Source organism: Thiothrix nivea DSM 5205, from assembly GCF_000260135.1.
In the GTDB taxonomy this organism is placed as follows: Bacteria; Pseudomonadota; Gammaproteobacteria; order Thiotrichales; family Thiotrichaceae; genus Thiothrix; species Thiothrix nivea.
This window is the reverse complement of the sequence record NZ_JH651384.1, coordinates 2,206,509-2,219,084: the sequence shown is the minus strand read 5'-3', so window position 1 is coordinate 2,219,084 and position 12,576 is coordinate 2,206,509. Positions and strand designations below refer to the sequence as shown.

Here is a 12,576-nt window from a genome sequence, read left to right as displayed (position 1 = left end):
AGGGCGTTACTGATCCTTCGCCCCGTCATGGTTTGCATCCACTAATAGGAGAGAACATTTTATGCAGGAACAGATACAGCATTATCTCAACAAACTTGCCTACGAAACCGATTCGTGGGATCTGAAGGTGGCGCTGGAAGCCGGGGAAAACGTGGTGGTGATTGACGCCCGTTCCCCACAGGCTTTTGCTGCCACGCATATTCCCGGAGCTATCAATATCCCCCACCGGCAGATGGATGAAGCCAGCACTGCACGTCTGGACAAGTCCGCTTTGATTGTAACTTATTGCGATGGCATCGGCTGTAACGCCTCCACCAAGGGGGCGTTAGCCATGGCTCAGCTGGGTTTCCGGGTTAAGGAACTGATAGGTGGGCTGGACTGGTGGAAACGTGACGGCCATCCGGTTGCTTCCGAGGCGGAACCCGGTGTTGTGTTATCCGGGGATTGTGGCTGTGACTGAAAAAAAACCTCAAACCACCCTGCACGGAAGCTGTCACTGTGGGCAGGTCAGATTCACCGTCAACACGGTGTTGGATAAGGTGGTGCAATGCAATTGCTCCATTTGTAGCAAAAAGGGCGTGTTGCACCACCGGGTTCCACCAGAGCAGTTTCAGCTCTTGCAGGGGGAGGATGCCTTGCAGCTTTACCAGTTTGATAGCAAGGAAGCGAAACACTGGTTTTGTAAGTATTGTGGCATTCACCCGTTCAGCAACCCGCGTGCCGCACCCGACATGATCAGCATCAACGTGCGCTGTCTGGATGATGTTGAGCTTGCAGCAGCATTGCCGGAAGTCATTTATTTTGATGGGAAGAACTGGGAACAAGCGGTGGCGAAATTGAACCAGCAATTGCATGGGCAAAGGTGAGATAATCACCCCGCCTGGGCGATAGAAAACCCGTCAGCAATCGGACAAGCGGTTGCCTGGCCTGTCGTAGCATATAACGATCAGGCGACGGGCCATGTAATCGTTGACCCCGTATTCCATCTCGCGCATGTCCGCATCCGCATAGGTTTCATTGAATTCCGCTTCGGAATAGCGCTGGTATTCGATACCGGCACAATTTTTGGCGATATAAAGCTCTGCGCCTATTTCGTCAGAGAACACGATGGCGCGCACCCATTTTTCGCCGATGACAAGATAGTTTTTCATGGTGCATATACCCTTGATTAATAAACAAACTGCCTAATTTGTGCGATGCAGCAATAGTGTCTTTGTCTGTATTTCAGGACAGGAAGTTCAAAGTAACCATAACATTTTGCTGCAATGCAGCAAAATTCAGATAAGTGTATGGGGAATTTGGGTGCTACCAGTGTGCGGTTAACATGCCGATAGTACTGTGGCTAGTATTGTCACCATCTGCCCAATTTCTGTTTCACTGACATTCAGTGCAGGCATGAAACGTAGGGTATGCGCTTGCGGTGCATTGATCAGCAAGCCGCGTTCAAAACAGGCTTTGGCAATGGCGGCGGTATCCCGCGTACCGGTATTCAATGCTAGCAACAGCCCCTTGCCCCGCACCTCGCCCAGCCCGAATTGTCGGGAAAGGTCTTCCAGCGCCGCGCGTAATTGCCTGCTGCGTTCCTGCACCTGCGGCAGGAAATCCGGCTCCAGCAGGGCATCCAGTATCGTGCTGGCGACTGCCGTCATCAGCGGGTTGCCGTTGTAGGTGCCGCCCTGTTCACCCGGCTGGAATACGCAGGCATGGCTTTTCGCCAGTAGCGCGGAAACTGGTACGCCACCACCCAGCCCCTTGCCCAGCGTCATGATGTCCGGCTCAATGCCGTAGCCCTGATAGGCAAACAGTTCACCTGTCCTGCCCATGCCGGTCTGGACTTCATCACAGATCAGTAGCAGTTTGTGTTCATCGGCCAGTTGCCGTAACGCCTGCATGAATTCCAGGGTGGCAGGGATGACACCTGCTTCGCCCTGGATCGGTTCCAGCATGATGGCGACAGTTTCGGCGTCAATGGTTGCCCGTACTGCTTCCGCATCATTAAATGGAACCTTGGTAAAACCGGGTGTTTTCGGTTCGAACATGGGCGCAAATGCAGGCTTGCCGCTGGCTGCCATGGTGGTTAGCGTGCGCCCGTGGAAACTGTTGTGGAAAGTGATGATTTTCCATGCGTCATCCCTGTGTACCTGACCCCATTTACGCGCCAGCTTGATCGCGCCTTCGTTGGCTTCCGCGCCACTGTTGGCGAAAAACACCTGATCGAAGACCGAGTGCTGCACCAGTTTTTCAGCGCATTCCAGCATCGGGCGATTGTAGAAAGCCGGGCTGGCATTGATCAGACGAGTGGCTTGCCGGGTCAGGGTTTGCGTGATGGCAGCCGGGCAATGCCCCAGCGTGTTGACCGCCCAGCCCTGCACGAAGTCGAGGTAGCGCTTACCATGGTTGTCGGTCAGCCAACTGCCGCTGCCGTGTTCGAAGATGCTGCCAGGCCGTGGGGCGACCTGCATGACGTTGTGGAACGGGTTTTTAGTTTCGGTCTGCATGGGTGTTTCCTGGATTGCAGGCATAAAAAAAGCCACAGGAGGTGAGCCTGTGGCTTGTGTAAGGTTGCCCTCTACGGGCGGATGAAAATCAAACGATCAGTCGGCAACCTCCACACAGGCACAGGCGTTGCGACGGCGTCGCAGGATGGGGCTGGCTGTTGTGAAAACTGGCTTGATCATGGCGGCAGTATGCTGCGGGGAATCCATCAGGGTCAAGGTTTTTTCTTGTTCCAGCTAAGTCGTCGGGAACGGATAAAGTTTGGGGATTGCCTGTGTTAGCATCGGGGTTCACCCCATCGATCCAATCCATAAAAAGAAGACGCTATGATTAACAATAACCTGTTCTCATCAGCACGTTTTGCCGATAACCCCTTTCTGAAAGACGTAGCCGGAAAACAGTTTGCCCAGTTCGGCGACTTTTCCATCTGGCCCAGTTATTACCCCAAGCGTGATCCCGCCAGCCTGTTGCAGGCGCATGACGCCATCCAGGCAGATGCCTTTTGCAAGGAGCTGGATTTCATCATCATTGGCCCCAAGCGCCAGAAAGGCAAGGCCGATGCCTTGCGCCGAGCGCAAAAGTTTGGGGTTAAGGTGCTGGATCAGGTGGATTTGCTGTATCTGACCCGCCCCCGGCTGGAACGCGCCCGTTTTGCCTTTGCCGGTGGTTTTGATTTTCTGCCGCCTTCCCTGACTTCTCAGCAGGGCTATTCGGTGTTGGCGGATATTGGCTGTGAACATGACCTCAAGGTGACGGAAGCGACCGATTATTTGGTGCTGGGCGAAAAACGTGCCAAGGGTAAGGCCGATGCGCAGAAACTGGCGGAAAAACATAAGGTCAGCATCCTGACGGAAGACGCCTTTCTGGACTTGATCGGCAATCAGGTCGCGCCGGACAAGCTCAATTTCCAGTCGCTGGTCATCAAGCTGCAACGCACCATCGACCCCAGCCGTTTGCGCAAGGCCCTGCAAATGCTACAGGACGACTCCTTCAACCTGTATTCAGACCATGATGATTTACAGATAACCGGCATCATCAGTAGCCAAAGCGGTTACAGCACAGCTTATTCCTGCCTGCTGGACCATGAGGGCAGCTACTCTTGCTGTGATGACGGGCTGAACAAGTGTATGGGTATGGACAATATGTATGGCAGGGGTATTTGCAAACATACGCTGGCATTACTGCTTGGGCTGGTCAATAGCGGCGGTTTGGACGCCAACCGGGTATTCCGCTGGGTAGTGGCCAGCACCCAGCATCGGGCAGGCAAGGATGACACCACCAAGGACAAACTGGCGAAAACCTGGCTGCGTTACAAGGGCATGGAGGCCGGGGAAATCGACTGGCGGCCGATGGAAACCATCCCGGAAGATTATTACTAGGACTTACGCATTGACGGCGGCCTGAAATTGTGGGTTGAGGTGCTGCTTGCCTTGCATGAAGCGGCTGACAAAAGCAGCCACAGCATCCGTGTACAAGTCGCGTTGCCATTGGTAGGCGTTGCTGATGATGTCAACAAACTGCATCTGTTGCAGGTGGACATAGCTGCACAAGGCGGCAAAGATATGGTTACGTATCGGGACGTTGCCGCGTACCTGGAATTTCTCGATATGGCAGACCTGCTTGATCATGCGGTGGTATTGCTCAATCTGCCAATGCTGGTCATGCAGGGTCTGGAAATCCGCTTGCTGGAAGGTGTCATAGGCGTCAGCATTCGGGAGGAAACCACGTAATGGCGCAGTTGGTCTTTAACTGCGTCCGAAACAGCTTTACCTCGCCAAATTCGCGTAACCAGACCCTCAGCCCGTCAGCAGGGATGTCCAGTTTCTGTACCTGCACCCATGACCCCTTTTCGGTGGATACCCGGCGGTTGCTTTCCACAGCGAACAGGAACCCCATGCGGTGGTTTCTTACCGTTTTGAGGTTGCCCACACAGGAATACCAGCTATCCCCGGTCATGAAGGCGGGTTGCAGCCCCCATGCCAACACGTCCTCCAGCATGTCGAGGAAATAATCATTCTTGGTCTTGCCCTCTGCCTTGTCATACACCCGGTAGTTGACCGGCAGGCTGCGCCCTTGCGGGTCACTGTAATACAACGTGATCAGGTTCAGCCCCTTGACCACCCGGTGGTGCTTGCCTGACCAGAAGTGTCCAACCAGCTCCATATGCTGGCTGTAGGGTTTGTCCAGCGTACTGTCATCCACATTCAATGTCCCGCCCACCAGGTTCAGCAGCCGCGATGCTTCGTTGAACAGGTCTTTTGGCTCATAGGCTTCCCGCAACAGGAAGCGGTTTACACTGTCATGCGAGATGCCCATCACTTCCGACAGGCGGGTGCAGGTGCTTGATTTCGGTTCACTCATCAGAAACCCCATGTACATTGGCAGGGTGCAATTGGCTGTCGGTGGGCGTTTGGGCCTTCTTATCATTGGCTTTTATGTCGCGTGAAAAACTTATTCCTGACACAGACAGGGCTGCTTCGTCAATGCGTAAGTCCTAATTACGCGTTCTAGCTGCGCATAATCTGCGCAATACAGGCGCTTAGCTGTTCAGGGGTGGTGGTGAGGATGTCCATCCCCTGTTTGGCCATTTTGCTTGCCAGCGTGCGGTCGTAAGCAGCCCTGCCGCCATACCCCAACGCCGCCAGCCCGATACAGCGCGAGCCCCCCAGGGTGATGGCGCGGGTGGTTTCCAGCAAGGTCTGTTGGCTGCCGCCTTCGTAGAAGTCGGTAATCAGCACCACAATCGTCCGGCGTGGTTCGCGGATCAGTTGCAGGGCGTACTGCATGGCCAGGGCAATATTGGTGCCGCCGCCCAGTTGCACTTTTAACAGTACATCCACCGGCTGCCCAACCTGGCCGGACAGGTCGGCAATTTGCGTATCAAACAGGAACAGCGACGTGCGCACTGCTGGCAGCTCATGAAAAATGGAGGCCATGATGGTGGAAAACACCGCAGATTCCAGCATGGAGCCGGACTGGTCGACCGCGATAATGATGTGCCACGGGCGTTGCTTGCGTTCGCTGGCGTAGAAGTAGGTCTGATCCACGATCAGTTTCCGCTGCTGCGCATCCCAGTTGTGCAGGTTGCGGCGCAAGGTGGTTTTCAGGTCAAGGTTGCGGAAGACTTTGGCAGGCGCGTGGCGGTTGCGGTTGATGGCACCGGTAATGCCGTGGATGATTTCCTGCTTGATTTTGTCTTTCAGCTCATTGACGACTTTTTCAATTACCTTGCGCGCCAGGATGCGGGTGTCTTCATTCAGCAGGTTCTTGAAGGTGAGGATGGTTTTGACCAATTCCACATTCGGCTCGACCTTTTCCAGCAGGTCAGGCTCCTTGAGCAGTTGTTCAATGCCTCGGCGGGCAATCAGTTCACGTTCCAGCACTTCTTTCACCTGACGTGGAAACAGCTCGTCAACGGCGGTGATCCATTGGGGAATGGTGAAGGTGGATTTGCCATTGCCTGCACCGCGTTTCCTCGGCTGGTCAGCGAACAGGTAATCGAGTACCGCAGCCTGTTGGGTGGAATGCCTGTCATCAGTGCGGATGTGTTCCTGTTCGGCGTCCGGCCCCAGGATCAGCCGCCAGCGGCTGAGGGTTTGGCGTTGGCGGGCGGATAGTTCATGCCATGCTGTCATGGGGTGGTTTCCTCGTGGCGGAAGCAGGCCCAGCCCTGCATGATGGCGGCCACCTGTTGGTCCAGTTGGGCAAAGATTTGTGCGCCTTGCACGGAAGTTTCCAGTTGGAGGTCTTCGGCTTCACGCAGGCCGTAGTGGCGGGCGACAGCATCGGCAAACCGCAGCCGCTGCGATTGCCCCAGTTGTTCAAACCCGGCGCGTAGGTGTACCGCCATGGCATCAAACAATTCCGCGTCGGCCTGTTGCAGCAGCTGGTCAAGCGCCATGACCAGATCGGTAGCTCCTAGCAGGATGGAAACCTGTGCGGTATGCATGACGCCGCGTATGAACTCACAGCCTGCCTCCACCTGATCCACCGGGGCGTATTGCCACTGGCTGATTTCGCCTGCGAGTTGGGCGGGTGTGCGTTGGCGGATTTCCAGCAGGATGCCCCACAGGCAACCACGCAGGAACGGTGGTGGGTTGCTTGCTTCGGCCTGATTCAGGTAATCGCTGAACAGCGCCCGATCCAGCTCCGGTAGCTCGTCGCCGCGCTGAATCTGCAACAGGTGCAACAGGCATTGCACAATCTGTTCGGCTTCTTGTTCCGGGGCGTGATGCAAGGTCAGCAAGCTATGGGAAGTGCGGATAAAGCAATCGGCGATCAGCGGGTCGAGCGAGCCGGGGTGGTAGTTTTCCAGCGTCAGGTACTGGCGGCACAGTATCAGATTGGCGACGGCTTGCGCCAGTGAAACGAAACGCTGGTCGTCCAGTAAGACTTGCCGTGCGAGTTGCCGGGCGTTCATGACCACGGTCACCAGTTCCATTTTCAGGGCTTGTAACAGCAGCTGGCTGATGCTCGCCATGTCGTGGGCAGTGAACAGTGCCAGTTCCAGCTGGCGCAGGGCGACGGCTTCCACGCTGTCGCCAAACGGGCTGAGTTCGATCAGGCGCTCTTCCATGCCCACGTTTTGCAGGCAGCTCCAGTTTTCCTGGAATACCAGCCCGTGATCCACGTCCTTAGCCCTGCATTCGGCAAAGGGAACCCGCAGGAATGCCAGCCGGTGCAGGAACGCTGCTGCCTGGCGCTGTTCCGGCTGGCGTTTGTCCAGTTTCAACGTGCGGGCATAGCCGTTATTGGCCTGCAAGCCGTAGTGTTGCAGCCACTGGTACACATCTCTCACCAGCGTTAGCTGGCCTGCTTGGGCGCTGACCTGGCCGCGTTGTTGGCCGGTCAGCGCCTGTTGCAGCGCTTGTTGCAGCGAAATGCAGGTATGTTGAGGGTCGCCCTTGCAACAGCAGGTGATCAGGGCGTCCAGCAGGTCATCCAGCACCGGTTGCGCGCGGTTGCGCAGGCGGCACAGCATCAGGGCGTGCTGGGCGCTGGCGACCGTATCCGCCGAAGACAGTACGGCCCCACGCTGGCGGGCGTAACTGATCAGGTGTTGAAGTATCCGGTAAACCGTTTCATGCGGCGACATGCCTTGCTGCCGCGCCTGCCATTGCAACTGGTAAAAATACGGCGCACGGTTGCCCGCCTGATAGCCACTGGCAGTGGAAAGGCGTTCGTAGGTATAGGGAACCAGAGTGTGGTATTCCGTTCCGTCTGATGGGGGCAGATCAGGCGGCAGGGCATTCCCTTTCTCCATAAACACATGCAAGCCGCCGCACACCACCATGGCTTCTTCCGGCTTGTGGATGTGAGCCTGAATTTGCCGCCACATGAATTGCTCGCGTTCCCAGGTGTCTTCATCCAGCTTTGTGGTAGAGCGTGCTGCCGCGCAGAAGCTGGCCAGCTGGTGGCGGAATTCCTCTGTTGAGGCTGTCTGTTGCATACCCATGTGTTCAAACAGGGTATCCCAGCACTCGTCCCAACTGTGGTATCCGCCAGCGTCTGCCAGTGCATGGAAAAAACGGCTGGCGGTGATGTATTCGTCCTGGCTGATGCTGTCGGTGTCAGGCTCGCGGAAACTGGGTCGGGCGTAGGCAGGCAGGTCGATGCAAATGACTTCCGCGCCGATTTCCGCAGCGGTTTGCAGGGCGACGTATTCCGGCGAATAGGCCAGCAGCGGAAACCAGCTGCCCATGCTGGGCATGATGTCTGCCGACGGCGTGGTGATGCCTGCCAGCCCCAAGCCGTTGTGCGTGTCGGTAAAGCTGGAATACAGCGCCACTGGCGGATGGGTGTCGCTGGCCGTGACCAAGGGTAGCACATCCTGAAACTGTGCCGGGATTTCGATAAACACCTGGCGTGGGCGGCGTTGCAACAGGCTTTGCCGCACTTGCCAAGCGCAGGTGGGCGAATGGTGGCGGATGGGAAACCAATACAGCACCCCGTCCAGCAAACCCTGCACTTGCTGTTGCAGGGTGGCCATCAGTTCGTCAGTGAGTCCGGCCTGTTGCCAAAGGGGATTGTCTTCCATGATTTAGGCCAACGCTGCACGGGTGGACTGGTAAAAGGTGTTCCACAACGGCTGCTCTTCCGCGCGGCGTTTGGCGACCAGATCGAGGTATTCGCGCAGCGCCAGCCGGTCATTGTCGTCGTCCTTGACAACCGCACCTATCAGATTGTCGGCGAGGCTTTCCATCTGTACCTGACCGGCTCCCAGGTACTGGGCATGCAGGGAGGCATCCAGCAACATGGCGATGCTTTCGGCGGTGGAAAGGGTGCTGGCGACTTCCTTGATTTTGACACCTTCGACAGTGCGCCCGTGGCGTAGTTCGCGGAACACGGTGGTCAGCAGTTCGATGATACTGGGTTGCAGCTCGACGGTTAGCTGGTACTGCTGGCTCAGTTCACCGATGCGCTGCTTGACGATGGCCTGTTCGGTGGCGCTGTCGGCTACCATCGGGATGTGGATGTAGTTGAAACGCCGTTTCAGCGCGGCGGAAAGTTCATTCACCCCCTGGTCACGGGCGTTGGCGGTGGCAATCACGTTGAAACCGGGTTTGGCCCATACCATGTTGGCATCCGGCAGTTCGGGGATGGCGATGGACTTGTCCGAGAGGATGGAGACCAGCGAGTCCTGCACATCCGGCACGCAGCGGGTGATTTCCTCAAAACGCAGCAGGCTGCCCTGGCGCATGGCGGTCATGGTTGGCGAGGGCACGCAGTTGCTGCTGTGGTAGCCCTCGGCAATCACTTTGGCGATGTTCCAGGTGTATTTGATGTGCTCCTCGGTCGTGCCCGCAGTGCCCTGAATGGTCAGGGTGGAATGGCCGCTGATGGCCGCCGCCAGGTTTTCCGACAGCCAGCTTTTGCCCGTGCCGGGGTCGCCGACCAGCAGCAGGGCGCGTTCGGAAGCGAGGGTGACGATGGCGCGTTCCACCAGCCGCCGGTCGCCAAAGAACTTGCGGGTAATCGGCACGTCAACGGTTTTGCGGCCTTGTTTCAGCGGCAGGGTCTGGCCACCGAGGATGAAGTCCAGCACCTTGCGCGGTGACAACTGCCAGGAGGGCGGCGCGGTTTCGTTATCGTTCTGTTTGAGGGCGGCTAGTTGGTCGGCATATTGCTGTTCCAGAGGTGCGCGTAATACAGTGTCTTGGGTGGTGCTTGCCATGGCTTATCCTGCCTGTTTGAGTAATTGTCGGTAATCGGTTTTGTCTTCGCCCAGCATCAAATGGCGGAACTGGCCTTGTTCCACCAGACTGAGCGGTTGCAGAATGCGCCGCCCCAGTTCGTAGTGCAGGATGGCGAACAGCGGGTCACGGTGTTCGCGCTGCATTTGCGCCTGCATGGCTTTCAGCAACGCTTTTCCTTCCTCCGCTATGCTGATGAGGGCGAGGTAGTCCCTGCCTGCGGCGCTGATGTCCAGCACGTAACGGTCGGGGAAGCCGGGGTCGTGGCGCAGGTCACCGGTTGTCCAGTTTTCCAGCAGGATTTCGGTTTGCAGGTCGATTTCCAGGTCGAACGGGGTGGGCTGGTAGCTGGCCAGTTGCGTCTGATCAAGTGCAGGGTCGCGCATGGCTAATGCCTTGCAATCAGGAAGTTCCCTAACCGGGTGCTGGGGTGTTACGGTCGATTCCGGCAACAGGTTCAGCCGTACCCGCGAGGGGCTTTCGTGGACGAGTTGCACCTGCCGCATCCGCACCACTTGCTCCAGCAGGATGGCAGGGCGGTATTTCTGCTTCTGGTCGAATTCCAGAAAGGCTTCGGGGTGGATGCGCTGCTGCGGGTTGAGCGGAAATACCAACGAGAACAGCAGGCTTTTACCGGCCAGCACATGTTGTGGGTCAATCACCCGCATCCGGAATTCAAACGCGGCGAACACGCCCGGCACCAGTTTCTTGCCTACGCCGAGGGTGACGACAGTGAGTTCATCCAGCAGGGTACGCGGCTGGATCAAATTCATGCTTTGCCAGCGGCTGTGGTCTTGCTGCTGGATGGCTTCCTGCAAACCCTGGCACGTCAGCCAATTGCGGTTCAGGAAAAAGGCCAGACGGCGGGGGGAGAATGGCTCATCCTTGCGCACATACCGCTGTATCTCCTGCCCCAGCAGGCGAAGAGTGGAACCCAGCCGGTTCAACCCCAGCCCGGAAGCGGTCTGGAAAGCCTGCATGAACTGCGTCACGGTATGTTCGGAAGCGGTGCTCATGCCGGTCTGCAACAGCTGTTCCATGTGTAGGCTGAGCTGGCGCAGGGTGTTCAACAGCTTTTGCCGGGCAGCAGCATCTAGATCAGTCAATTGCATCGGCGGTTTCTTCTCGACAGACATCTCGGGTAAACAGGCGCTCGAACAGGAATAGGGCGGTTTGCAACTGTAGAAATTTCACACCTGCCTGTTGTTGCGTCTGGATGGCATCCTCCAGTTGTTGCAGGCAATCCGTCAGATAATTGGCTCCGTGTTGGGCGAATAATTCCCTGGCCTGTTGCAGCAGGCGGAGGTCTTCCTCCCGGACGGTGGCTAGCCCGTTCAGGGGCAGGCGCTCAAGCAGGCTGCGCAGGTAAATCAGGGTGTTAACAACGTCCTGCTGGGTAGTGGTGTCATACATATTATGGCTATCAGTTTATTTTTATTAGACATATATTTTCAGGATGGTAGCAGTCGGCAGGGGATATAGCCAGCATCCTTGTCCAGCATGGTGGGCATTTGCCCAAGCCCCCACCGCAAGGTTTTTGTCCTGCCTTGACCCACCCCTTTATACTTCCCGTATCAGCGCCCTGTTCCCGGTGTGGGCGGGCAGTAACGACAGGAATACCACCATGCAGCAATTTGGCTACAAAATCATGAAAAAGAATCTGGCGGAAGAAATGCCAGTCGTCCACGCCGCTATTGCCCAGCAGCGCCCGCTGGAAGTCGGCCTGTATACGGGTGATTCGGAAATCCTCGACTTTATCGGCGCAACCTTACGCGAGGCTGCCCACCCCATCCCCGTCAACACCCATTTTAACCACTACCACAGCACCCTGTTTGAATTGGGCAGTCAGGAAGAGCAGTTGCACCAGCAATTTGCTGATGCCCGCGCGCTCGGCTCGGATTATTCCGTGACCCACGTCCACAAATGGCCGGTCAGCCTGCGCCCTGCCTTCCGGGAGACATTGGCGGAACACCTGACCCGGCAGTTGCTGTTGCTGGAACGCTTCTGTGCCGAATACGACCATCCAGTCCACATCGAAAACACCTTTCACCCGCTGGCGTTTTATCAATGGCTGTTCGCATTGGTGGAACGGCTGGAATTACGTTATATCCGCTGCTGTTTCGACATTGGCCACGCCAAAATCTGGTCGCAGGAAAGCCTACCGCAGTGGCTGCAATGGCTGCATGAACTGGAGGGCAAAGGCGTGCGGCTGCATTTCCACCTGCACGCCAACAATGGGCTTGCCGACCAGCATTTGGCGTTTGTTGAAAGTGAAAGCCTTGGCCTGAACAGGGCGGATGACTACATTCAGGCGGGGGATTACTTCGTGGCTATTGCACGCTTGCATCAGCAGTTTCCGGACAGCCGCAAGGTGTTTGAGGTCAAGCCCGTGCTGGCACTGGAGAACATGACCCTGGTTATGGGGCGGCTTGAGATTGTCTGAACCGTATGCGATAGGGCGCTGTCCCGCTCAGTGCAAACAGCACTTCTTGTATTTCTTGCCGCTGCCGCAAGGGCAAGGGTCATTGCGCCCCACCAGTTTTTGCGAAACCGCAGGCTGGGCAGGCGGGAGTGGTTTGCTGAAGTTGGTTGGCATCCTCATCGGCGTGCGCTGTTTCAGCCAGTAAGCATGTAAGCGGGTGGCGGCGTCAATGACCTGGTTGGCGCGTTCCTGAAGTTCGTGGGCTGGCAAGCGGTGTGGCTCCGCTTCCTCCAGCAGGCCATAAGATCAAATCCAGCAGGTCTTGCAGGTCATCGGGCATCGCATCCCAGGCTTCCTCATCCAGCTCGACGCCGCAGGTATAGCCAAAGCACCAGTCAGCCACTTTCGGGCGGTCAGGCTGGCCGGTGAACATGGCGGCAAACGTCCGGTTGTATCTGGCAATCT

13 protein-coding genes and 1 pseudogene are annotated in these 12,576 nt (G+C 56.8%); 4 read left to right on the top strand and 10 right to left on the bottom strand.

Going from position 1 to position 12,576, the window contains the following annotated elements:
• Positions 1-61 precede the first annotated feature (61 nt).
• Positions 62-460, top strand: coding sequence for a rhodanese-like domain-containing protein (locus THINI_RS11060; RefSeq protein WP_002708677.1), 399 nt, complete (start codon positions 62-64; stop codon positions 458-460).
• Entirely contained in the window at positions 453-866 is a 414-nt protein-coding gene (locus THINI_RS11055) for a GFA family protein (RefSeq protein ID WP_040839392.1), read from the top strand. The genes THINI_RS11060 and THINI_RS11055 overlap by 8 nt, the downstream gene beginning before the upstream one ends.
• A 33-nt stretch (positions 867-899) precedes the next feature.
• Here THINI_RS11055 and THINI_RS11050 read toward each other — a convergent pair whose 3' ends face one another.
• Positions 900-1,151, bottom strand: a complete 252-nt coding sequence (locus THINI_RS11050) for a hypothetical protein (RefSeq protein ID WP_002708675.1) — start codon at positions 1,149-1,151, stop codon at positions 900-902.
• 168 nt (positions 1,152-1,319) lie between these two features.
• Entirely contained in the window at positions 1,320-2,498 is a 1,179-nt protein-coding gene (locus THINI_RS11045; protein ID WP_002708674.1) for an acetylornithine transaminase, read from the bottom strand.
• A gap of 324 nt (positions 2,499-2,822) precedes the next feature.
• On the opposite strand from THINI_RS11045, the gene THINI_RS11040 reads away from it, so the two are divergent.
• Positions 2,823-3,875 (top strand): BRCT domain-containing protein, encoded by a 1,053-nt coding sequence (locus THINI_RS11040; RefSeq protein WP_002708673.1) that lies wholly within the window; start codon positions 2,823-2,825, stop codon positions 3,873-3,875.
• 3 nt (positions 3,876-3,878) lie between these two features.
• On the opposite strand, the pseudogene THINI_RS11035 reads toward THINI_RS11040, so the two are convergent.
• The 6 genes and pseudogenes from THINI_RS11035 to THINI_RS11010 form a co-directional block, all read right to left on the bottom strand.
• A pseudogene (locus tag THINI_RS11035) lies at positions 3,879-4,920 on the bottom strand (IS701 family transposase).
• A gap of 83 nt (positions 4,921-5,003) precedes the next feature.
• Positions 5,004-6,131 (bottom strand): VWA domain-containing protein, encoded by a 1,128-nt coding sequence (locus THINI_RS11030; RefSeq protein WP_002708672.1) that lies wholly within the window; start codon positions 6,129-6,131, stop codon positions 5,004-5,006.
• A complete protein-coding gene (locus THINI_RS11025; RefSeq protein WP_002708671.1) occupies positions 6,128-8,533 on the bottom strand; it encodes a DUF5682 family protein in 2,406 nt (801 codons plus the stop codon). The genes THINI_RS11030 and THINI_RS11025 overlap by 4 nt, the downstream gene beginning before the upstream one ends.
• A 3-nt stretch (positions 8,534-8,536) precedes the next feature.
• Positions 8,537-9,670 carry an ATP-binding protein gene (locus THINI_RS11020; RefSeq protein WP_002708670.1) on the bottom strand — a complete coding sequence of 378 codons (1,134 nt, stop codon included), beginning with the start codon at positions 9,668-9,670 and terminating at the stop codon, positions 8,537-8,539.
• 3 nt (positions 9,671-9,673) lie between these two features.
• Positions 9,674-10,801 (bottom strand): hypothetical protein, encoded by a 1,128-nt coding sequence (locus THINI_RS11015; protein WP_002708669.1) that lies wholly within the window; start codon positions 10,799-10,801, stop codon positions 9,674-9,676.
• Complete coding sequence (locus THINI_RS11010) at positions 10,788-11,102, bottom strand: hypothetical protein (RefSeq protein ID WP_002708668.1); 315 nt, start codon at positions 11,100-11,102, stop codon at positions 10,788-10,790. The genes THINI_RS11015 and THINI_RS11010 overlap by 14 nt, the downstream gene beginning before the upstream one ends.
• Before the next feature lie 124 nt (positions 11,103-11,226).
• On the opposite strand from THINI_RS11010, the gene THINI_RS11005 reads away from it, so the two are divergent.
• Positions 11,227-12,132: an apurinic/apyrimidinic endonuclease family protein gene (locus tag THINI_RS11005; RefSeq protein WP_169314618.1), complete on the top strand. Its 906-nt coding sequence runs from the start codon at positions 11,227-11,229 to the stop codon at positions 12,130-12,132.
• Positions 12,133-12,159: 27 nt separating this feature from the next.
• On the opposite strand, the gene THINI_RS26000 is transcribed toward THINI_RS11005, so the two are convergent.
• Positions 12,160-12,381 carry an SEC-C metal-binding domain-containing protein gene (locus THINI_RS26000; RefSeq protein WP_050988031.1) on the bottom strand — a complete coding sequence of 74 codons (222 nt, stop codon included), beginning with the start codon at positions 12,379-12,381 and terminating at the stop codon, positions 12,160-12,162.
• Positions 12,338-12,574, bottom strand: coding sequence for a UPF0149 family protein (locus tag THINI_RS25195; RefSeq protein WP_342610128.1), 237 nt, complete (start codon positions 12,572-12,574; stop codon positions 12,338-12,340). Before THINI_RS25195 ends, THINI_RS26000 begins: the two co-directional genes overlap by 44 nt.
• Between the last annotated feature and the right edge of the window lie 2 nt (positions 12,575-12,576).